The organism is Vreelandella glaciei, assembly GCF_013415125.1.
In the GTDB taxonomy this organism is placed as follows: domain Bacteria; phylum Pseudomonadota; class Gammaproteobacteria; order Pseudomonadales; family Halomonadaceae; genus Vreelandella; species Vreelandella glaciei.
Genome location: NZ_JACCDE010000051.1, coordinates 1 through 22,042 on the forward strand (window position 1 = coordinate 1; position 22,042 = coordinate 22,042).

The 22,042-nt window shown below is 55.2% G+C and carries 16 protein-coding genes; 4 read left to right on the forward strand and 12 right to left on the reverse strand.

Annotated elements, in window-relative coordinates:
- Positions 1-494 precede the first annotated feature (494 nt).
- The 6 genes from pssA to rluD all read right to left on the reverse strand — a co-directional run bounded on the left by pssA (position 495) and on the right by rluD (position 8,728).
- Complete coding sequence (gene pssA / locus HZS80_RS22105) at positions 495-1,394, reverse strand: CDP-diacylglycerol--serine O-phosphatidyltransferase (protein WP_374730580.1); 900 nt, start codon at positions 1,392-1,394, stop codon at positions 495-497.
- A 209-nt stretch (positions 1,395-1,603) separates the two neighbouring features.
- Positions 1,604-2,095 (reverse strand): acetolactate synthase small subunit, encoded by a 492-nt coding sequence (gene ilvN / locus HZS80_RS22110; RefSeq protein ID WP_007113940.1) that lies wholly within the window; start codon positions 2,093-2,095, stop codon positions 1,604-1,606.
- Entirely contained in the window at positions 2,095-3,819 is a 1,725-nt protein-coding gene (locus HZS80_RS22115; RefSeq protein WP_035562860.1) for an acetolactate synthase 3 large subunit, read from the reverse strand. Before HZS80_RS22115 ends, ilvN begins: the two co-directional genes overlap by 1 nt.
- Positions 3,820-4,293: 474 nt before the next feature.
- Positions 4,294-6,873, reverse strand: a complete 2,580-nt coding sequence (gene clpB / locus HZS80_RS22120; RefSeq protein ID WP_035562856.1) for an ATP-dependent chaperone ClpB — start codon at positions 6,871-6,873, stop codon at positions 4,294-4,296.
- Between the two features lie 143 nt (positions 6,874-7,016).
- Positions 7,017-7,772 (reverse strand): peptidoglycan editing factor PgeF, encoded by a 756-nt coding sequence (gene pgeF, locus HZS80_RS22125; RefSeq protein WP_179917336.1) that lies wholly within the window; start codon positions 7,770-7,772, stop codon positions 7,017-7,019.
- A complete protein-coding gene (gene rluD / locus HZS80_RS22130; protein WP_179917337.1) occupies positions 7,769-8,728 on the reverse strand; it encodes a 23S rRNA pseudouridine(1911/1915/1917) synthase RluD in 960 nt (319 codons plus the stop codon). The genes pgeF and rluD overlap by 4 nt, the downstream gene beginning before the upstream one ends.
- Before the next feature lie 217 nt (positions 8,729-8,945).
- Between rluD and HZS80_RS22135 the strand changes: the two genes are divergently transcribed.
- Positions 8,946-9,761 (forward strand): outer membrane protein assembly factor BamD, encoded by an 816-nt coding sequence (locus HZS80_RS22135; protein ID WP_179917338.1) that lies wholly within the window; start codon positions 8,946-8,948, stop codon positions 9,759-9,761.
- Positions 9,762-9,859: 98 nt separating this feature from the next.
- On the opposite strand, the gene HZS80_RS22140 is transcribed toward HZS80_RS22135, so the two are convergent.
- Positions 9,860-11,494: an NAD+ synthase gene (locus tag HZS80_RS22140; protein ID WP_179917339.1), complete on the reverse strand. Its 1,635-nt coding sequence runs from the start codon at positions 11,492-11,494 to the stop codon at positions 9,860-9,862.
- Between the two features lie 136 nt (positions 11,495-11,630).
- Between HZS80_RS22140 and HZS80_RS22145 the strand changes: the two genes are divergently transcribed.
- A complete protein-coding gene (locus HZS80_RS22145; protein WP_008959223.1) occupies positions 11,631-11,903 on the forward strand; it encodes a PP0621 family protein in 273 nt (90 codons plus the stop codon).
- Here HZS80_RS22145 and thiO read toward each other — a convergent pair.
- Positions 11,900-13,003: a glycine oxidase ThiO gene (gene thiO / locus HZS80_RS22150; RefSeq protein ID WP_179917340.1), complete on the reverse strand. Its 1,104-nt coding sequence runs from the start codon at positions 13,001-13,003 to the stop codon at positions 11,900-11,902. The genes HZS80_RS22145 and thiO overlap by 4 nt on opposite strands.
- Positions 13,004-13,137: 134 nt before the next feature.
- Here thiO and HZS80_RS22155 point away from each other — a divergent pair, with 134 nt between their 5' ends.
- Positions 13,138-13,674 carry a GspH/FimT family pseudopilin gene (locus HZS80_RS22155; RefSeq protein WP_179917341.1) on the forward strand — a complete coding sequence of 179 codons (537 nt, stop codon included), beginning with the start codon at positions 13,138-13,140 and terminating at the stop codon, positions 13,672-13,674.
- 23 nt (positions 13,675-13,697) lie between these two features.
- On the opposite strand, the gene trxB is transcribed toward HZS80_RS22155, so the two are convergent.
- On the reverse strand, positions 13,698-14,651 hold the full coding sequence (gene trxB / locus HZS80_RS22160) for a thioredoxin-disulfide reductase (protein WP_179917342.1): 954 nt from the start codon (positions 14,649-14,651) through the stop codon (positions 13,698-13,700).
- 284 nt (positions 14,652-14,935) lie between these two features.
- On the opposite strand from trxB, the gene acnA reads away from it, so the two are divergent.
- Complete coding sequence (acnA, locus tag HZS80_RS22165) at positions 14,936-17,668, forward strand: aconitate hydratase AcnA (protein ID WP_179917343.1); 2,733 nt, start codon at positions 14,936-14,938, stop codon at positions 17,666-17,668.
- A 53-nt stretch (positions 17,669-17,721) separates the two neighbouring features.
- Here the strand turns inward: acnA and HZS80_RS22170 are convergent, their stop codons facing one another.
- The 3 genes from HZS80_RS22170 to HZS80_RS22180 form a co-directional block, all read right to left on the reverse strand.
- A complete protein-coding gene (locus HZS80_RS22170; RefSeq protein WP_281372645.1) occupies positions 17,722-19,401 on the reverse strand; it encodes an NAD-dependent malic enzyme in 1,680 nt (559 codons plus the stop codon).
- A gap of 272 nt (positions 19,402-19,673) precedes the next feature.
- Positions 19,674-20,885 (reverse strand): YeeE/YedE family protein, encoded by a 1,212-nt coding sequence (locus tag HZS80_RS22175; protein WP_179917345.1) that lies wholly within the window; start codon positions 20,883-20,885, stop codon positions 19,674-19,676.
- Between the two features lie 156 nt (positions 20,886-21,041).
- Positions 21,042-21,905: an AI-2E family transporter gene (locus HZS80_RS22180; RefSeq protein ID WP_246362467.1), complete on the reverse strand. Its 864-nt coding sequence runs from the start codon at positions 21,903-21,905 to the stop codon at positions 21,042-21,044.
- Between the last annotated feature and the right edge of the window lie 137 nt (positions 21,906-22,042).

Sequence of the window (22,042 nt, forward strand, 5' to 3'; positions counted from 1 at the left end):
ACTCTTCAGTTTAAGATCTATGCGGTTCTTGCCTGTCACCGAAGCAACAGAAGCGAACCAAACTTGGCTCAAGGTTCAAACGAATTCATTCAAAACAGATCCCAAAGGACGAATCCTTTAAAACCTTATTGCTTGAGTCGCTTGCCTTGATATTCGGTGATTTGTCACCAACATCAGCAAGCGCCCACATGAATTACCTGATCAAATTGTTAAAGAGCGTTTTCGCTGTGTTTGACTGGCGAGCCGTTGAACTGGCTTGCCGCAGCGAGGAAGGCGTATTCTACGCAGTTCCTGGTGTTTGTCAATCGCTGTTTTTTTAGCGAGTGAGGCGAACACTACAACCTGCTCTAACCTCCTGACAAACCGAAGGTTTTCACCTTCATTCACCGCTGGAAACGCTTGGCGTCCCCGGCAGCGGATGCGTACTTTACGGATTCGCTGCCGGGTTGGCAAGGGCTGTTTTGAAATAACTGTCAAAAAAGTGGAGAAAAGTACTATCTACTCGTTTTAGCCTTACGCATTACGGCTAATACAGGCCCGGAAGCGACATAAGTACCAAACAGTAATAGCAGCATTACTGAAGGTTCAACCGAAATCATCACAAACGCCAACACAATGGCTAACAGCACAACAAAAGGCACTGGCTTTTTAAAATCGAGGTCCTTAAAGCTGTAATAACGGATGTTACTCACCATCAGTACGCCTGCTGCTGCCACGACTACCAACATCAATAGTTTGAAACCAAAAGCATCAGCGTCAAAACTATGGAAGGTCCATACACACGCGGCTACCAGCGCTGCGGCAGAGGGGCTCGGCAAGCCGATAAACCATTTTTTATCCACGCTGCCAATCTGCACATTGAAGCGCGCTAGGCGAAGCGCGGCACAGGCAACATACAGAAAGGCGACTACCCAGCCGGTTTTACCGATGTCCTGCAGAATCCAGGTAAAAGCGACCAATGCAGGCGCCATCCCAAACGAAATCATATCCGCCAAGCTGTCGTATTCGGCCCCAAACTCACTTTGCGTATTGGTCATTCGCGCAACACGCCCATCCAAGCCATCCAGCACCATCGCAATAAAGATCGCGACGGCAGCTGAGGTAAACTCACCATTAATGCCAGCGACAACCGCAAAGAAGCCGGCAAAAAGCGCCGAAGTGGTAAATAAATTAGGGAGTAAATAGATACCACGGCGGCGAATCTTTTTGCCGTCTTCAACAGTCTCCTCAACCACTTCGGTTTCACGTAAGAAGGCAGTCGCCAAATCCTCGTTGCCAACTACTTCTGATTGATCAGTACTGTCTTGCTGTTCAGCCTTATCAGGCTGGCCTGGATTTGACTGATCAGAGTTTGAGTGCTCTTGATCGCGAGCGTCCTGTGTCATAGGTTTCATCCATTAAAAGTGAAGTCACGGGAACAGTAGTCGCTTTCATTCTACACGGTGAGTGCCACTCAGCCAGCCAATTGCTGCATTGATGCCCGGGGAACCTGCACCGAAGAGGGTTAACTAAAAAAGCGCCGCTCCGGGAAAGAAGCGACGCTTATGCTTACGTTTAAGTCTTGCTTTTAAGGGCTAGCTGCAAAGGCTGCGTACTTGCGTGCTTAGAGCGACAAAACCTTATCACCCCGGGCAATACCCGAAACCCCTGTACGGGCGACCTCAAGAATACCCACCGGCGCCATGGCCTGAAGGAAGGCATCCAGCTTGCCCGCATCGCCGGTGATCTGCACGGTATACAGGCTTGGCGTGACATCGACGATCTGCGCGCGGAAGATATCCACTGTGCGCTTCACTTCATCACGCGCCGCACCAAGCGCCTTCACCTTCACCAACATCAATTCGCGTTCGATATGGTTACCTTCTGTGAGATCCACCAGTTTCACCACATCGATCAGCTTATTAAGATGCTTGGTGATCTGCTCTATCACCCGGTCATCGCCCACAGTAGTGACCGTTAAGCGCGACAGCGATGGGTCTTCAGTAGGGGCAACGTTCAACGTTTCGATGTTGAAGTTACGCTGAGAGAACAACCCGACTACACGTGACAGCGCACCCGGTTCGTTTTCTAACAGAATCGAGATGATATGACGCATCAGGTACGCTCCGTTTTAGACAGCAGCATGTCGCGCATGGCACCTAGCGGTACCTGCATCGGATAGACGTGCTCAAAGGGATCGACCTTCACGTCAAGAAACACCAGCTCATGCTTATCAGCAAACGCACGCTCTAGCGCTGGCTCAAGCTCGTCAAGCGTATTGACGGTAATCGCGGTGAACCCATACGCCTCAATCAACATATGGAAGTCGGGCAGCGACTCCATATAAGAATGTGCGTGACGTGACTTATAGTTCAAATCCTGCCACTGACGCACCATACCCAGCGATGCATTGTTAAGATTAACGATCTTAACGCCCACCCCATACTGCTTACAGGTAGAGAGCTCCTGCATCATCATTTGGAAGCTACCTTCACCGGTGACGCACACCACATCATCATCCGGGTAGTTCTGTTTAATACCCATCGCGGCGGGGAAACCAAAGCCCATGGTGCCCAAACCACCGGAGGTAATTAGTCGGTTGGGCTTGTCGAACTTGTAGTACTGCGCGGCAAACATCTGATGCTGACCGACATCGGTGGTCACATAGGCTTCGCCGCGTGTGACTCGACACAGCGCCTCAATCACTTCCTGAGGCTTGAGCGCTTCACCAGGCTTGGAGGGCTCATACAACTTGCCCTCGCGGTCGGCGCGCCAGCCGTCAATTTTTTCCCACCACTCCGTCAGCGCTTCGGGATGGGCAATTTTATGCCCCTGCACCAAACTGATCATCTCATTGATAACGCTGGAAGCCGGGCCCACGATCGGCACATCGGCACGCACCGTTTTAGAGATCGAGCTCGGATCAACATCCACATGAATGATCTTGGCAGTGGGGCAGAACTTCGACGTGCTATTGGTCACCCGGTCGTCAAAACGCGCGCCAATGGCAATGATCAGGTCGGCGTGGTGCATGGCCATATTGGATTCATAAGAGCCGTGCATACCCAGCCAGCCCAAACACTGTCGGTCACTTTGGGGATACGCGCCGATGCCCATCAGCGTAGTGGTAATCGGGTACCCCAGTTGCTTGACCAGATCAGTCAGGCCTTCGCTGGCTTTGCCCGTCACCACGCCGCCGCCGGTATAAAACACCGGGCGCTTGGCCTTCAGCATCATCTCGACGGCTTTTTTGATCTGACCGGTATGGCCACGCGTTACCGGGTTATACGAACGCAGTTTGACCTTTTTCGGGTAAACGTATTCGTAGCGCTCAGTGGGAGCCGTCATATCTTTAGGGATATCGACCACCACCGGGCCGGGGCGACCGGTCGAGGCTAGGTAAAACGCCTTTTTCAGCACTTCCGGGATTTCAGACGGGTGACGGATCGAGAAGCTATGCTTCACGATCGGGCGTGTCACACCGACGATATCGGTTTCCTGGAAGGCGTCTTCACCGATCAGATGGCTGGCCACTTGGCCACATAGCACCACCATGGGAATGGAATCCATGTAGGCGGTGGCAATGCCAGTGACGGCATTCGTGGCACCGGGGCCGGAAGTGACTAGCACGCAGCCCGCTTTGCCCGAGGCGCGGGCATAGCCATCGGCCGCGTGAGTCGCCGCTTGCTCGTGACGCACTAAAATGTGCTTCACTTTGTCCTGGCGGAAGAGTGCATCGTAAATATGCAGCGCTGCACCGCCGGGGTAACCATAAATGTATTCGATGCCCTCATCTTGCAAGAAGCGGGCGATCATATCTGCGCCGGAAAGCAGTTCCACTGTATTTCTCCCCTGGAGGTCTCGAGTGCGATCCGCAGGACATCCTGCGGTGTCGAGTGCGGCGGTATGCCGCTGCCGGCCCAAGCCGGCACCTGATGCCAAACCCTGGCAAATGGCCCGGTTAGGGCCTGCACTCTCATCGGGAATGCTGATTTATGCCAACATAAAGCAGTCATTCCCTTTCACGGCGGTTCGCCGTGTCGGGGCGTTGGCCAGGTTGAGCGGTTAGCCCAAGCCCGGAAGTCCTTCGGCGGGTAGAGGCCTTCGCCTACCCTTCGCGCGGGAATTAGGGGTTACCCGTGAGTCCGCGCCCGCAAATCAGGAACCGACAAGATTCCATTAGCGCCCTCAGCCTGTCAACCTCCGATCGGGCCAAACGCAACAAAGGTCGCAGGAAGCCATTAAAAAAGCCCCGCCAGCAACGCTAGCAGGGCTTTTTCCCTATTCAATTGCGCAAAAAGGCGTTGCCAATAATCAGCTGAACACCAGCTTGCCCTCTTCTGCGGTGATATGGATGGTATCACCAGGGGTAAATTTGCCCCCCAGCAGGTCTTGCGCCAGCGGATTCTCAATACGACTCTGAATCGCCCGTTTGAGTGGCCGCGCCCCATAAACGGGGTCGAAACCGACTACCGCCAATTGCGCCATGGCTTCAGGGCTAACCTCAAGCTTCAGATCATGCTCGGCAAGACGTAGCTTCAAGCGTTCCAACTGGATACCGGCAATGGCTTGAATTTGCTCTTGGCCGAGGGCGTGGAACACCACCACTTCATCAATACGGTTAATGAGTTCAGGCCGGAAGTGGTTGCCCACCACCTCCATGACCATGTTTTTCATTACTTCATAGTCGCTATCGTCACCGCCCATGCGCTGGATAATGTCCGAGCCCATGTTAGAGGTCATCACGATGACGGTATTGCGGAAGTCCACCGTGCGCCCCTGGCCATCGGTTAAGCGGCCGTCCTCCAGCACTTGTAGCAGGATGTTAAAGACATCCGGGTGGGCTTTCTCCACCTCATCCAGCAGCAGCACCGAGTAGGGCTTGCGTCGTACGGCCTCGGTTAAGTAGCCGCCCTCTTCATAGCCGACGTAGCCAGGAGGCGCACCGATCAAGCGGGCCACGGAGTGCTTCTCCATAAACTCGGACATATCGATACGCACCATCGCCTCTTCGGTATCGAACAGGAAGTTGGCCAGCGACTTACACAACTCGGTTTTACCCACCCCGGTGGGGCCGAGGAACAGAAATGAGCCGTTGGGGCGGTTAGGATCGGAAAGTCCCGCTCGCGAGCGGCGCACCGCGTTGGCTACAGCCTCGACAGCTTCATCTTGTCCAATCACCCGCTGATGGAGTGCCTCTTCCATTCGCAGCAGTTTGTCCCGCTCCCCTTCCAGCATTTTGGAGACCGGAATGCCCGTCCAGCGGGAAACCACTTCCGCGATTTCCTCTTCTGTCACGTTGGAACGAAGCAGTTGGTGGCTAGAGGTATCCGCTTCTCCTTCGCCGCTTTCAGCAATTCTCTTCTCGAGTTCTGGAATCTTGCCGTACTGAATTTCTGACATGCGGCCCAGGTCGCCCTGGCGGCGGGCCTGCTCCAGATCAAGCCGCGCTTGCTCCAAATCAGCCTTAAACTGCGCAGCCCCCTGAATACTGGCTTTTTCAGCTTTCCAAATTTCATCAAGATCAGCGTATTCGCGCTCTAACTCATGAATCTGGGCGCTCAATGCTTCCAAGCGTTTTTTACTCGCCTCATCGGTCTCTTTCTTGAGCGCTTCGCGCTCCATCTTGAGCTGAATCAAGCGGCGATCCAGACGATCCATCGACTCTGGCTTGGAATCCAGCTCCATACGGATACGCGATGCGGCTTCATCGATCAGATCGATGGCTTTGTCAGGCAACTGCCGATCGGTGATATAGCGCGTCGAGAGCTTGGCCGCGGCAATGATAGCGGAGTCGGTAATATCCACGCCGTGGTGAACTTCGTAACGCTCTTTCAGGCCGCGCAGAATCGCCACGGTGTCCTCTTCGGAAGGCTCATCCACCAACACCTTCTGGAAGCGACGCTCCAGAGCGGCGTCTTTCTCGATGTACTTACGATACTCATCCAGCGTGGTCGCCCCCACGCAGTGCAGCTCACCGCGGGCAAGAGCCGGCTTGAGCATATTGCCTGCATCCATGGCGCCTTCGGCTTTACCGGCACCGACCATGGTGTGCAGCTCATCGATAAACAGAATTACCCGCCCCTCTTCCTGGGAAAGCTCTTTAAGCACCGCTTTCAAGCGCTCTTCAAACTCGCCACGGAACTTGGCACCCGCCAACAGCGAGCCCATATCCAGCGAGAGCACGCGCTTATCTTTGAGGCCTTCCGGTACTTCACCGTTAACGATGCGCTGGGCCAACCCTTCGACAATGGCGGTTTTACCCACACCCGGCTCACCGATTAATACCGGGTTGTTTTTAGTACGCCGCTGCAGCACTTGAATCGTACGGCGAATTTCGTCGTCGCGACCAATCACCGGATCCAGCTTGCCGTCCAGCGCACGCTGGGTAAGATCCATAGTGTATTTGTTCAACGCTTCACGCTGATCTTCGGCGTTAGCATCGTCCACCGTGGCACCGCCGCGTAGGCTATTGATAGCCGCTTCGAGGGATTTGCGATTAATACCTGCGTCTTTCAGCAGTTTGGTGAGAGCCGAATTCATCTCGAGCGCTGCCAGCAGCACTAGCTCACTGGCGATAAACTGATCGCCGCGCTTCTGCGCTTCGCGATCGGTTAAGTTAAAAAGCTTGATGAAATCCCGCGATGGCTGCACTTCGCCGTCGAACTGCCCCACTTTGGGCAAATTATCCAATTGCTGCATCAGTCCATCACGCAGGCGCGAGGGATTGCCCTCGGCTTTTTCAATCAGGGCCTTAATACCGGTATCTTTGGTGTCGAGCAGGGCCAGCAGCAAATGCGCTGGGTCTAGCTGATTATGGCCGCGACCAACGGCCAGCGACTGCGCTTCGGCAATCGCGCTTTGGAGCTTGGCGGTAAATTTATCAAAACGCATGGAATTCCTCCTGGGGTGCCGTGCGCTTGGACGCACAGCGTAACCCGATAACGTGTCATTAGGCGTACTAATCACGATTAGCTTGACAAGTTAAATGGCGTCAGTTCCATGCTTTTCAAGAGGTGTGTGAATAAACCACTGGTTTAATTGATCCAGATCACACTGGCCATGCGGCCGGTTTTACCGCCATCGCGACGGTAGGAGTAGAACCGCGACTCGCAGGCTGTACAGAAGTGGCCACCACTTATATTGTTTACGCCGAGTGCTTCCAAACGAAACCGCGCCAACCGGTACAAGTCGGCCATGTAATGACCCAGCCGGTAGGGACTATGATCAAAAGCGTCGGCGATGTCAGGATGCACTGCCACAAAGGCACCATAGACCTCCGGGCCAACCTCAAACTGAGCGTTGGAAATCGCGGGGCCCAACCACACAAGGATGTCCTCGGGATCGGTATTCATTGCAGCAATCGTCGCCTCCAGCACGCCACCTGCCAAACCACGCCACCCCGCATGGGCAACGGCAACCTGGGTTCCAGCGCGATTACACAGCATGACCGGCAGGCAGTCGGCTGTCAGTACCACACAGGCGTACTCATTAGACGTAGCAATGGCAGCATCCGCATCGGCGGCGTTAGGTTCAAAAACCTGCTGAACGCGGGCACCGTGGGTCTGGTTAAGCCACAGTAGCGGTCGCTCATCCTCGATCTCTTTTTGCAACAGGCGGCGACACAGTGCGACATGGTCGGGGTTATCGCCAACATGAGCAGCTGTGTTAAAAGCGGCGAAATCTCCCTGACTAGGCCCCGATTCACGGGTGGTCACAAAGGCTCGTACATTGGCCGGCGCTGGCCAGTCAGGCATTAAAAGCGTCGGCCTTAAATTAATGGCATCGCTCATCTCATCGTCTCATTATCTTCGCGCAGGTAATCCAACAACATTAGCAAATCATCAGGGAGATCGACCTGAAAAGTAACGGTTTCGCCACTGACCGGATGTTTGAAAATCAACTTCCGAGCATGTAGCGCCTGACGCGGAAACTCGCGCAAGATCTCTTTCAATGGCTCCGCAGCGCCTGGCGGCAGCTTGGCACGGCCGCCATACATGGGATCACCAATCAATGGGTAACGGGCATGGGCCATGTGCACACGAATTTGATGGGTGCGCCCTGTTTCCAGTTTACAGCGTACATGGGTATGGGCACGGAACCGTTCAACCACGCGAAAATGCGTAATCGCAGGTTTGCCCGATGTCGTTACCGCTTGGCGCTTACGGTCTTTAGGATGACGGCCTATAGGCGCATCAATGGTACTACCAGAGACCGGCTTACCAATCACCACCGCGTCGTACTGGCGCGACACGCTGCGTGCCTGCAACTGATCCACCAGCACAGTTTGAGCGGGTAGCGTTTTCGCCACCATCATCAAGCCGGTGGTATCTTTATCCAGGCGGTGAACGATACCCGCGCGTGGTACTTCAGCAAGCGCCGGGTGGTGGTAAAGCAAGGCATTGAGCAGCGTGCCATCCGGGTTGCCTGCAGCGGGGTGAACGACCATACCCGCCGCTTTATTAATGACGATTACCGCGTCGTCTTCATACACGATATCCAGCGCGATATCCTGCGCTTCAAAGCGTGTATCGTCTTCGATGGTGGCCTGCAGTGCCAACACTTCATGACCGTGCAGCTTGGCTTTCGGCTTGGCTTGCATGCCATCCACGGTTAATTCACCGGCATTAATCCACGCTTTTAAGCGTTCACGTGAGTAATTGCTGAACAACTCCGCCGCCGCTTGGTCTAATCGCGCACCGGCCAGTGTAGCGGGCACACGCTGCGTGTCTTCAACTATTCGAGACATGAAAAACCTCTTTAAAGCGCGAAAAAAACCCCAGCAAGGCGAAAAATCAGCCTCAGCATGGAAAAATCGATATTGACGGCACCTGACGAAACGTCGCTAAGCCTGCGTTTTATGTCGAGGTGTTTTATAGTGGGCGGACTGCGACCTATTCTACCATTTCTACTTATGGCCATCGCCGCTTTTTGGTGATTGAGGCTTGTTTGCAACGAGGATGAAGATGCGCGTTTTTTCAGCTGCCAACCGCTTTGGTGCTCTAGCCCTAAGCCTTGCCCTTTTAGCGGGCTGTGCGAGTAACGATACCAGTGAAGAAGAGGAAGATGAATTTGCTGGGGTGCAGGAGCGCGAGCTCTATGAATTGGCCCGCACGGCCTTAGACAGCAACCGCTACCCGATCGCGATAGAGCGTTTAGAAGCGCTTGATACACGCTATCCTTTTGGCGCCCATGCTGAGCAGGCACAGCTTGAGCTGATCTATGCCTACTATGAAAATAGCAATTGGGAAGAAGCCCGGGCAGCGGCTAGCCGCTTTATTCGCCTTCACCCCGACCACCCCCAGGTTGACTACGCCTACTACCTTCGTGGCCTCTCGGCGTGGCAAGCAGGACGTTTCAGCTTAGAGCGCCTGCGCCTAATTGATATCTCCAAGCGCGATTTGGGCGCCTCTCGGGATGCCTACAATGATTTCCGCGAGCTGATCCAGCGTTACCCACAGAGTGAATATGCGCTGGATGCACAGCAGCGCATCGTCTATCTACGTGAGCTAATGGCCCGCCATGAACTGCATGTCGCCGATTATTACCTGCGCCGCGGGGCCTATTTGGCAGCGGTTGAACGCGGCCGCTGGGTCGTCGAAAACTATCCTGAATCAAGCGCCACCCGGGATGCCCTAGCCACCATGGTAGAAGGCTATCAAGGCTTGGACATGGATGATCGCGCCAATGAGGTGTTAGCTGTACTGCGCGAAAACGCGCCTGGCCACGAACAGCTGCAGGGCAGCCGTTTTGTACCCAAGCATTTAGGCCAAGATGATTAAGCCTATGAACATGCTGCAACAATAAAAGCGGTACACATCCGCAAAAAAACCACGCTTCGGCGTGGTTTTTTTGTATTTGCTTTAGCGCTAGGCCCGGCTTATGCGCCGGGCTGCCAGCCATTAACAATCGGGTAGCGGCGGTCCCGGCCAAAACCGCGTGGCGTCACCCGCACGCCAATCGGGGCTTGACGGCGCTTATACTCGCAGCGGTCAACAAGCTTAACCACTTTATAAACGTCTTCCTCGTCAAAACCAGCAGCAATAATTGCCTCAGCGCTCATATCGCCTTCAATGTAGCTGACTAAGATCGCGTCGAGCACATCGTAATCGGGCAAGGAGTCGCTATCCTGTTGATCAGGCGCCAGCTCGGCACTGGGTGGCCGCTCGATCACCCGCTCAGGAATGGCAGGTGATTGCGTGTTGCGCCAGCGGGCAAGGCGATAAACCCAGGTTTTATACACATCCTTGATGGCGTTATAGCCGCCCACCATATCGCCATACAGCGTGGCATACCCCACCGCCATTTCGCTCTTGTTGCCGGTAGTCAGTACCATCAAGCCTTTCTTATTGGAAATCGCCATTAGCAGCACACCGCGGCAGCGCGACTGCAGGTTTTCCTCGGTGGTATCGCGTTGCGTACCGGCAAAGCTCTCAGCAAGCGTCCCCATAAAGGCGTCGACCATGGGCTCAATCGGCATGATCTCATAGTGAACCCCCAGCAGGTTGGCCTGCTCAGCGGCGTCCTGCTTGGAAATATCCGCCGTGTAGTGGTACGGCATCATCACCGCTTGCACCCGCTGAGGGCCTAGCGCATCCACCGCAATCGCCAGCGAAAGCGCTGAGTCGATACCGCCGGAAAGCCCTAGCACCACGCCCTCAAAACCGCTCTTGTTGACGTAATCGCGCAACCCGGTGACGAGCGCACAGTAAAGGCTCTCTTCCGGCTCTACCTCAGGGTCAATCTCTCCGGCTTGGGGTTCCCAGACCGTCGCGCTGGTTTGCAAAAACTGAACCGGCATCAGGCCCGCCTGCCAATACGGCGCCAGCACCTGCAGCTCACCGCTGGCGTTAACGCAGCAAGAGCCGCCATCAAAGACCAGTTCATCTTGGCCACCGATGGTGTTCACATACACAATTGGAAGCTGCGTATCCTGGGCATGCTCCTCCAACAGGCGCAGCCGTTCCGCGGGCTTGTCCTGGTGATAAGGAGAGGCGTGCAAGGAGACCAGCACCTCAGCGCCCGCTTGCGCGGCGGCCTTAACCGGCGCGCCATCCCAAAGGTCTTCGCAGATCACGATGCCCAGTTTGGCGCCTTTATGCTCATACACCAGCGTCTCAGTGCCGGGCGTGAAATAGCGCTGCTCATCGAACACTTGGTAGTTAGGCAGCGCCTGCTTGGCGTACTCAGCTTCCCACTGGCCGTTGTAGAGTACCCCAGCCAAGTTGTAACAGTGGCCTTCGCGCACGCCGGGATAGCCGATGATCACCAACACATCACTGGCGACCTTCGATGCCATTAGCGCGCGAGCTTCACGCAGACGGGTTTCCATAGAGGGGCGCAGCAGCAAATCTTCCGGCGGGTAGCCCGACAAAAAAAGCTCTGGAAAGACAACAATATCCGCCCCATGCTCAATCCGCGCTTCGCGCACTGCTTCAATCGCGCGTGCGGCATTGCCGGGAATATCCCCGACCAGAGGATCGAGTTGGGCCATTACCAGCGTTAAGTCTTGCATGGGCGTCAAAATCTCTTGAGAATCTTTGAAATAGGGTTACACCGTCATAGTCGTATTGTCCCGCAAGGGCCGCCAACTGGCAAAGGCCATGCGTCAATCCCAAGCCTAGTTCCCTCATTCGGGAGACAAAATAAGGATGAACCTCTTGATCATTCGGCTGATTATCTTCGCCGTTGTATTTTATGCCGGTTTAAAGCTCTACGGCATCTACCGACAACGTAAGCTTGAGCATGAAGCACAGCATAAACAAGTCAATCGCCATGAAGGCGGTAAAATGGTGCGCTGCCGCTGGTGTGAGGTGCATGTACCCGAAGATGAAGCGCTGCGCGACCACGAGCAGTGGTTCTGCTCCAGCGCGCACCGTGACCGTTTTTTACAAGAGCAGCAGGATAAAGACGGCGCGCCTTAAACCTGAATAAGCCGCTCGGGCGTAGGCTGGTAAGGCGCGGGGTCGATCAATGGCTCGCGCCCAAGCAGTTGATCCGCCAATAAATGGGTCGAGGCAGGCGCCAATACCAAGCCATTACGATAGTGCCCCGCATTGATGTATACGTTAGGCCATTCTTGAAGGGCGCCGATAAAAGGAATGCCCGCTGGCGAACCAGGGCGAAGCCCGGCCCATTGATGCGCTACCGGGCAGGTTGCCAAGGCAGGCAGAATGGCCTCGGCGCTGTGTTTTAGCGATGCCAGGGCTGCCGCGTCGGTGGTCTTATCAAATCCAGCTTCCTCTAACGTAGAACCGACCAACAGCAACCCGTCTGCACGCGGAATAATATAACGCCCATCTTTTAACACCACACGCTGCACTAACCCTTTGGGTGCCTGGTAAGCGATCATCTGCCCTTTTACCGGCCTTACCGGCAGTTGCACCTTCAGCTGAGCCAATAGTTGAGCAGTCCAGGCACCGCCACACACCACAATGCGCCCAGCGATTAACGGCCCTTGTGAGCTAACCACGCCCTCCACCTGGCCATCCTTTCGGATAAAGCCACTGACCTCGCACTGTTCTCTCAGCGTTACCTGCGGCATCGCCGTTAACCGCGCCTTCAACGCTTTGGCTAAGCGCGGGTTACGCACACTGCCCAAGGTCGGCATCCATAGCGCACTGTCGCCCGCCATTGCCACGCCAGGCTCTTTATCGCGGACGAAATCTGCCCCCACCCGCTCTAGCGGTTTGCCCAGCTGTCGAGCCCAGCACAGAGCACTATCGGCGTCATCTACGTTCAGGTAGAGCAGCCCTCTTTGGCGATACTCAGGATCAATGCCCGTCTCTTCCAGCAAGCGAAAAGCCAACGAGGGGTAAACGCCTTCTGACCAGCGGGATAGTTGCGATATCGCAGCGTCGTATCGCCATGGATAAAGCGGTGAGACGATACCGCCACCGGCCCACGACGCCTCTTTACCGCACTCGCCACGATCAACCAGCGTGACCTGCTGACCCGCGTCTGCTAACTGTAGCGCCGTCATCATGCCGATCACGCCGCCACCAATAATTAAGAAATCGCTCACAACATTGTCCGTTTTGGCTTACATAAAAAATAGTGACTATCGCCTAGGATGATTAAACCACCAACTGATCATGGCCGTTGACACCGGGCCCTGAGCATAGCGCGGGCAATAACAAGGTCAAGTAAGGAGAGGCGATGAACGATGGCCATAACGGCGCGCGCACGCTACCTGAAAGCGGGTTTACGTTGCTTGAGCTAATGATCACGCTGCTATTAGTCGGCATTATGGCTGCCTGGGGGCTGCCTAATTTTCAAGCATTGGGTGAGCGAACCGCGCAGACCAGCGAAGTCAATCGATTACAAAGCGCGTTTTCATTAGCGCGCAATACGGCCATCAGCCAGCGTCGCCAGATCACGCTTTGTCCGGCGGCTGAGGACCGCAAGGCATGCAGTAGTGAATGGAGCGGTGAGCTTATGATCGTAAAGGGGGATCAAACAGATAACATTCAAGCCGACGATATTTTGCGCGTTATGCCTGCCGAGCGAGGCACACAAGTAACTTACAGCCGGGGCTGGTCGCGCATTCGCTACAGCTCATTGGGCTATACCAGCGGTTACAACGGCAGTTTTGCTATCTGTTCAGGCAACGGTGCCGAAGAATCGCAGGGGAAAAAGCTAGTGCTGAGCCAGTTAGGGCGCCTGAGAATCGATGAAGCGCCTATCGATTGCTAGGCGCTTCAGAGCAGAGTGCAACGTTACCCGGCAATGCCGTCTAAATAACGCTCGGCATCCAGCGCCGCCATGCAGCCGCTACCCGCCGAGGTGATCGCTTGGCGATAAATGTGATCCATTACATCGCCGCAGGCAAACACGCCGGGCACGCTGGTGGCGGTGGCATTACCTTCAAGGCCTGCGTTCACTTTAATATAACCACCGTTCATGGCTAACTGACCTTCAAAAATACCGGTGTTGGGGCTATGTCCAATGGCGATAAACAAACCAGGCGCATGGATCTCTTTGCTGGCACCATCTTTAGTGGACTTAACTCGCACCCCAGTAACGCCCGAGTTATCGCCGAGTACTTCCTCGACTTCCTGGAACCACTCAAGGACGATCTTGCCGGCGGCGGCTTTCTCAAGCAGTTTATCCTGCAGAATCTTTTCTGCCCGCAGCGTATCCCGGCGGTGTACCAACGTTACTTTGGAAGCGATGTTAGAGAGATAGAGCGCTTCTTCCACGGCGGTATTACCACCACCGACGACAATGACTTCCTGATTGCGATAGAAAAAGCCATCGCAGGTCGCACAGGCAGAAACCCCTTGACCCATAAACTGCTGCTCGGTGGGCAAACCCAGATAACGGGCACTGGCGCCGGTGGCGACAATGAGCGCATCGCAGGTATAAATGCCGCTGTCGCCTTTCAACGTAAAGGGTTTTTCGCCTAAGCTGACCTCATTGACATGATCAAACAGCACTTCGGTATTAAAGCGTTCAGCGTGCTGTTTCATGCGCTCCATCAACTCAGGGCCTTGAACACCTTGCGCATCGCCCGGCCAGTTATCGACATCCGTTGTGGTGGTCAATTGTCCACCCGCCTGGATACCGGTGATCAGCAATGGCTTCAAGTTTGCCCGTGCGGCATACACAGCGGCCGTATAGCCGGCCGGGCCGGATCCAAGAATAATCAAACGCTCATGACGAGTTTCCATGACACCACCTTGTAAAGATCTGACTGATAGCTTTATTGATAGCTGGGTAAAAGCTTTATAAAAAATTAGCCACAGAGTCTGCCTGAAATGGTGCCAAGTACAAGCTATTGCAAGGTTTCATCTACGCTATTAGGCGAAGAAACCTTGAAAGAGGCGATGCAAACACCCATGTGTTATTACTAAATCACGCCATACTGGGGTAAGCCATACTAGGGTAATCAATACGACAGGAAGATCGTGACCGTCACGCTGAGGGCAACACTCAGCAATCAGAGGAGAGACACATGAGCAAGACACCCGATACGCTAAGTACCTTAGAGGTAGGCAGTAAAACATACCACTATTACAGCCTACCCAAAGCGGCAGAGGCACTGGGCAGCATTGACCGGCTACCCAAGACGCTCAAAATCCTACTCGAAAATCAGCTGCGCTTCGGCGATGACGAAAGTGTGGCTGAAGAAGACATGCAAGCCCTGGTCGACTGGCAGGCCGAAGGTAAATCCAGCCGTGAAATAGGCTACCGGCCGGCACGTGTCTTAATGCAAGATTTCACCGGCGTCCCTGGCGTGGTGGATTTAGCCTCCATGCGTGCTGCTGTCGAAAGCCTTGGCGAAGACCCAGCCAAGATCAATCCGCTTTCTCCCGTCGACCTGGTCATTGACCACTCGGTCATGGTCGATAAATTTGGTAACCCCGCCGCGTTCCAAGAGAACGTGGATATCGAAATGCAGCGCAACCGCGAGCGCTATGAGTTTCTGCGTTGGGGTCAGCAGGCATTTGACAACTTTAGCGTAGTACCGCCTGGCACCGGCATTTGCCACCAGGTGAATCTGGAATATTTAGGCAGAGCGGTATGGACCAAAGACGAAGACGGTAAGACCTTCGCCTACCCGGACACGCTCGTGGGCACCGACTCACACACCACGATGATCAACGGCCTGGGCGTACTCGGCTGGGGTGTAGGCGGTATTGAAGCCGAAGCGGCCATGCTCGGGCAGCCGGTGTCGATGCTGATACCCGAAGTCATTGGTTTTAAATTGACCGGCAAGCTACGCGAAGGCATTACCGCCACTGACCTAGTACTCACAGTTACCGAAATGCTGCGCAAAAAAGGCGTGGTAGGTAAGTTTGTTGAGTTCTACGGCGACGGCTTGAAAGACCTGCCGCTGGCGGATCGCGCGACGATTGCCAATATGGCACCTGAATATGGTGCTACCTGCGGTTTCTTCCCGGTCGATGAAGAGACGCTGAACTATATGCGCCTCACCGGCCGTGAAGATGAGCAAGTCGCGCTGGTGGAAGCCTATAGCAAAGCCCAGGGCCTCTGGCGCGAACCCAGCGATGAGCCAATCTTCACCGATGCGCTGGAACTGGACATGACCGAGGTGGAAGCCAGCCTTGCTGGCCCCAAACGCCCGCAAGACCGGGTTGCACTGCAGGATATGGCGACAGCCTTTGGCAAGTTCATGGAGGAAGACCACAAAGCGGACCCCACCGCCAAAGGAAAACTCTCCTCAGAAGGCGGCCAAACCGCGGTCGGTGTCGAGCGTAGTTTTGAACACGACACTAGCCGGGCCGTTAAGCTTAATGACCAGGACTTCAGCCTCGACCCAGGTGCGGTGGTGATCGCCGCCATTACATCGTGCACTAACACGTCCAACCCCAGCGTGATGATGGCAGCGGGCTTGCTGGCACGTAAAGCCCGCGAAAAAGGCCTGACGACACAGCCTTGGGTGAAAACATCACTGGCTCCCGGTTCCAAAGTCGTCACCGATTATTTGGAAGCCGCTGGGTTAAACGATGACCTGGATGCACTGGGTTTTAACCTGGTCGGCTACGGCTGCACTACCTGTATCGGTAATTCCGGCCCACTACCTGACGAGATTGAGCAAGCCATTAACGATGGCGATCTTGCCGTCGCCTCGGTGCTGTCTGGCAACCGGAACTTCGAAGGCCGCGTTCACCCGCTGGTCAAAACCAACTGGCTGGCCTCACCACCCCTGGTGGTCGCCTACGCCCTGGCCGGGAACGTTCAGCGTGACCTGACTAAGGAACCCATTGGCAAAGACAGCAGCGGCGAGCCGGTCTATCTAAAAGATATTTGGCCCACGCAGGCAGAAATCGCCAGCGCCGTTGAGAAGGTCAATACAGCGATGTTCCGTAAAGAGTACGGCGCGGTGTTTGAGGGTGATGAGGTCTGGAAAGCGATCGACGTTTCAGAGAGCAAGGTCTATCAGTGGCCCGAATCTACCTACATTCAGCACCCGCCCTTCTTTGAAGGCATGGGCCGTGAGCCGGATGCCATCGAAGATGTGCACGGCGCCCGCGTGCTGGCGATGCTGGGTGACTCGGTCACCACTGACCATATCTCCCCAGCGGGCGCCATCAAGCCCGACAGCCCGGCTGGCCGCTACTTGCAAGAGCATGGTGTCAAACCGGTCGACTTCAACTCCTACGGTTCGCGCCGGGGTAACCACGAAGTCATGATGCGCGGCACCTTCGCCAACGTGCGGATCAAAAACGAGATGCTCGATGGCGTTGTCGGTGGTGAAACCCGCCACGTACCCAGCGGCGAACAGATGGCCATTTACGACGCGGCCATGAAGTACAAAGAGGAAGGCAAGCCGCTGGTCGTGATCGCCGGTAAAGAGTACGGCACCGGCTCCTCACGGGACTGGGCAGCCAAAGGCACACGCTTGCTGGGCGTTCGCGCGGTGATCGCCGAATCCTTTGAGCGTATCCACCGCTCCAACCTGATCGGCATGGGCGTTGTACCGCTTCAGTTTGCCGAAGGCGAAAGCCGCCAAACGTTAGGATTAACGGGCGATGAAGAAATTTCGATTGCCGGTTTAAGCGATTTGACGCCAGGTGGCACCGTCAAAGTCGTGATCAAAAATGCTGACGGTGAACGTAGCGTTGATGCCAAGTGCCGAATTGACACGGTAAACGAGCTGGCTTACTACCGCCACGGTGGTATCCTTCACTACGTGCTGCGCAAGATGATTGGCGCAGCCTAAGGGTAAAACCTACCAATGCTTGCAGCCCCCACCTCGGTGGGGGCTTTTTTTGTTTAGAATGCGCGGCGGCGATAAGTGCGGTAATCCGGTGACCAAGACGCCTTTTCGATTAACTCGCGCAGCGTCGTACCACTGGTTTTTAACGCCACGCCGTTCTGCTGCGCCTGGGCGGCCACTTCAAAGGCAATCGACTTGCTGATATCGCGAATACGCGAAAGCGGCGGCAACAGCGCGCCCTTGCCCTCTTTGACCAGCGGTGCTTCGCGTGCCAGCGCTCGTGAGGCGCTCATCAGCATCTCATCGGTCACTCGGTTCGCACTGGCGGCAATCACGCCCAAACCGATGCCTGGGAAGATATAGGCGTTGTTACACTGGGCGATCGGATACGTGCGGCCGTTGTAAACCACCGGCGCAAAGGGGCTGCCGGTGGCCACCAGCGCTTGGCCATCGGTCCAGCGAATAACATCTTCCGGCACCGCCTCTGCTTGCGAGGTCGGGTTGGAGAGCGGCATGATCACCGGATGCTCACAGCCTGCGTGCATGGTGCGCACGACCTGCTCGGTGAAGATACCGCGCTGGCCGCACACACCAATCAATACCGTGGGCTTGATCTGCGCAATGGTCTCCTCAAGGCCTTGGCCATTCCAGCCAACCACCAAGGAGGGGTTGTGGGCCAAGCGACGCTGGAAGTCGCGCTGCCATGCCTGATCGCTGGTCATCAACCCATCCCGGTCGACCATGAAAATGCGGGCCCGGGCTTCGCTCTCGGTCAAACCTTCCGCTTCCATGGCTACCACGACCTGCTCGGCAATACCACAGCCTGCCGAACCACCGCCCACGAACACGACCCGCTGCTGCGCAATGGTTTCTTCGCGCGCTTGGCAAGCGGCCATCAAGGTACCGACCACCACCGACGCGGTGCCCTGTACGTCATCGTTGAAGCAGCATAGCTCGTCACGGTAGCGCTCAAGCAATGGTACGGCGTTGGCCTGGGCAAAGTCCTCGAACTGCAGCAGCACGTTAGGCCAGCGGCGCTTCACGGCGGCAATAAACTCCGCCATGAAAGCGTCGTACTCTTCCTGCCCTACCCGCTCATGGCGCCAGCCCATGTACATGGGGTCATCCAGCAGCGCTTTGTTGTTGGTGCCTACATCAATCATGATCGGCAGCGTGTAAGCGGGACTAATGCCACCACAGGCGGTATACAGCGCTAGCTTCCCAATCGGGATACCCATGCCCCCAATTCCCTGGTCGCCCAGCCCCAGAATCCGCTCACCATCCGTCACCACGATGACCTTGACGTTATCTTTCGTGGCGCTGCGCAGGATGTCATCCATATGCTCGCGGTCAGGGTAGCTAATAAACAGACCACGGTGGTTACGATAAATATTGGAGAATTCCTGGCACGCTTGGCCGACCGTCGGGGTATAGATAATCGGCAGCATCTCTTCCAGATGCTGAGAAACCATACGGAAGTAGAGCGTTTCATTGTCATCTTGAATGGCGCGCAGATGGATGTGTTTTTCAAGATCGCTGTGACACTGCTGGTACTGACGATAAACACGCTCTAGCTGGTCTTCAATGGTTTCCACCTTTTGGGGGAGCAAACCAATCAGGTTAAACGCCAGGCGTTCCTGTTGAGTAAACGCGCTGCCTTTGTTCAATAGCGGCATTTCGAGCAGAGAAGGACCGGCGTAAGGAAGGTATAAGGGGCGTTTACTCTGGGTAGTCATAAGCATTCTCTTTTTATGTCAATCACTGCTGCAATGCAGCAATATCGGGCGTTTGCGGCGTTTGGGCTTAATGTAACATGCTCCTGCTACAAAGGTAGAAGAGAGCGACGTTGTTAACATAAAAACGCCCCGGTTGAATGGGCTTCAAACCGGGGCGTCATCTATTTATCTACCTATCTATCTACCTATCTACCTATCTATCTACCTATCTATCTACTTATTCCTTATCTACTTGGCTACTTGTTAGCTACTTGAGGAGCGCTAAGTCAGCATTAACTCGTTTTAGCGGTTGGCTTGCGGCCTTCTACGCCGTTAAAAAAGAAAGGCCTTAATTTAACACCCAACATATTGCCGGCGAACGCAGCAACCAACCACACCCAGCCATGCAGGCTGCCAGACGCAATGCCGCTGAAGTAGGCGCCGATATTGCAGCCATACGCCAAGCGGGCGCCATACCCCAGCAGGAGGCCACCAACGATTGCCGCCAGAAGAGATTTCAATGGAATCTTGAAGTTAGGCGCAAAGCGGCCGGCCAAGCTGGCGGCGGCAAGTGCCCCCAGCATAATGCCGACGTTCATTACCGTCGTGATATCGCTCCATACGCTGGCTTCAAGCGCCGCTGCATTACCCGGCGCTTGCCAATAGCCCCATTGGCTTACATCGCCACCAACGAGCGCATAGCTCTTTGCACCCCACAGTGCGAACGCAGAGGTAATTCCCCATGGGCGGCCAGCCAGGGCCAAGGTGACGAAATTCAGCAACGCCAACGCCACGGCACCCGCCACCAATGGCCAAGGCCCTGTCAGCCAACGCTCATACCCATGCTTATTGACGATAGGCGCCTGCTCTAACTGACCATGGCGGCGCTTCTCCATCACCCAGGTGAAAGCAGCAATCGCAGCAAACAGCACCAGGCTAATCGCCACCCCGCCACTTACCCCCGCCACGTTGACCAGTGATACCGGCTGAAAGGCCGGCAAACTCTGCCACCAGGCAAAATGCGCCGAACCAATCAACGAGCCGACAATAAAGAACACCAAGGTGATCAACATACGTGCGTTACCACCGCCCGCGGTAAAAAGCGTACCAGAGGCGCACCCACCGCCTAACTGCATGCCCAGCCCGAATAAGAACGCCCCCACCAGCACGGAGATACCGATAGGCGCGACAAAGCCCGACACTTCATTACCAAAAAGCGTGCCCGCTCCCAACGCAGGGAAAAACAGCACCACCGCAATCGCCAGCATCACCATCTGGGCACGCAAGCCACGCCCTCGCCGTTCGGTAATAAATACCCGCCACGCCGAGGTAAAGCCAAAGGCAGCATGATAAAGCACCATGCCAAACAGCCCACCGACAATCATTAACAGGCCTGTATTGGCCTCAAATACCACCCCTATAAGCAACGCGCCAAGCACGATCGCCGCTGTGGCGATGAGCGGCACGCGGTAACTCTGCGGCGCAGCAACCGTCGTTGTAGACATACATTCACCTTTATCAATGCCAAAAGCGCCTGTTCACGAACAGGCGCTTCCAGACAGAATGGATCCAGTTAGTACGGATAATGATGACAAGCTTAACGCTGCTAATAATCGGCGTACAATTATTTGTGCAGCTGTATTTATGACAATTAACACTATTTACTGGCTTTCTTCCTCCCGGGTGACGTATAGCCTGTTCACCAACACAAACGCCACCACCGTCAGCGGTGCGGCCAAAATCAGGCCGGCTAAACCAAACAGAGTACTGGCTGCAAACAGTGAAAAAAGCAGCATGGCGGGCGGCAAGTGAACAGCGCGCTGCTGTACCAGCGGCTGTAAAATATTGCCCTCTACCTGCTGAATAATCGTATACGCAATCAGCACAAACAGTGTGGTTTGAGGGCTCACCGTGAAGGCAAGCAGCAACGCAGGAATAGCAGCAATCAGAGGCCCCACCAGTGGCACAAAATCCAACAACCCAGCCACTAACCCCAAGCCAAGCGGCGCTGGCACGCCTAACAGCCACATGCTGACACCCACTAAAAGCCCAGTGACCACCATGGCCACTAACTGACCGCCCAGCCAATAGCGAAGCGCCTTACCGCTCTCATCCAGCGCTTCACCCAAACGTGGACGGCTTTTAATGGGCGCGAGTAGCAATAAACCACGGCGATAAAGACCCGGCTGTGCAGCAAAATAAACCATGCCGACGATAAGCGCGAAAAAGCTGACAACACTGCCCCCCATGGAGACCACTACCATCCCCACTTGAGAAATACCGTTACCAAACAGGTTACCCGCCCGCTCAGCCGCGTTATCAACCAACGGCGCTAGCTGCGACCCTTCAAGCCTTTCCTGAAGCTGATCCCATGCCTCGGGCAATAGAACAGCCAGTGATTCCAACTCAGCAGACACCTGCGCGCCAAATGCCCAACTAACTAAGCCTAGCGCCAGGGTTAGCGTAATAATCACCGTTAACAGCGCCAGCCACCGGGGCACGCCTAGCCTCAAAAGTGGCGTCATACCCGTTTGCAATATACGTAAGCGCTCCACTAACCCCATCTATGCAGGCTTCGCTTAGACCGGTAAGGTCTCTTTCCACTGCCAGGGCAGCAGCGTATGGAGCTCATCAGCGTCGAGGGTGGGCAGGGTCGCGAAGA

Bases quoted from the DNA above. Each gene is read 5' to 3' on its own strand.
- pssA (WP_374730580.1), bottom strand. From the start codon at position 1,394: ATGAAACCTATGACACAGGACGCTCGCGATCAAGAGCACTCAAACTCT.
- ilvN (WP_007113940.1), bottom strand. From the start codon at position 2,095: ATGCGTCATATCATCTCGATTCTGTTAGAAAACGAACCGGGTGCGCTG.
- clpB (WP_035562856.1), bottom strand. From the start codon at position 6,873: ATGCGTTTTGATAAATTTACCGCCAAGCTCCAAAGCGCGATTGCCGAA.
- pgeF (WP_179917336.1), bottom strand. From the start codon at position 7,772: ATGAGCGATGCCATTAATTTAAGGCCGACGCTTTTAATGCCTGACTGG.
- rluD (WP_179917337.1), bottom strand. From the start codon at position 8,728: ATGTCTCGAATAGTTGAAGACACGCAGCGTGTGCCCGCTACACTGGCC.
- HZS80_RS22135 (WP_179917338.1), top strand. From the start codon at position 8,946: ATGCGCGTTTTTTCAGCTGCCAACCGCTTTGGTGCTCTAGCCCTAAGC.
- HZS80_RS22140 (WP_179917339.1), bottom strand. From the start codon at position 11,494: ATGCAAGACTTAACGCTGGTAATGGCCCAACTCGATCCTCTGGTCGGG.
- HZS80_RS22145 (WP_008959223.1), top strand. From the start codon at position 11,631: ATGAACCTCTTGATCATTCGGCTGATTATCTTCGCCGTTGTATTTTAT.
- HZS80_RS22155 (WP_179917341.1), top strand. From the start codon at position 13,138: ATGAACGATGGCCATAACGGCGCGCGCACGCTACCTGAAAGCGGGTTT.
- trxB (WP_179917342.1), bottom strand. From the start codon at position 14,651: ATGGAAACTCGTCATGAGCGTTTGATTATTCTTGGATCCGGCCCGGCC.
- acnA (WP_179917343.1), top strand. From the start codon at position 14,936: ATGAGCAAGACACCCGATACGCTAAGTACCTTAGAGGTAGGCAGTAAA.
- HZS80_RS22170 (WP_281372645.1), bottom strand. From the start codon at position 19,401: ATGACTACCCAGAGTAAACGCCCCTTATACCTTCCTTACGCCGGTCCT.
- HZS80_RS22175 (WP_179917345.1), bottom strand. From the start codon at position 20,885: ATGTCTACAACGACGGTTGCTGCGCCGCAGAGTTACCGCGTGCCGCTC.
- HZS80_RS22180 (WP_246362467.1), bottom strand. From the start codon at position 21,905: ATGACGCCACTTTTGAGGCTAGGCGTGCCCCGGTGGCTGGCGCTGTTA.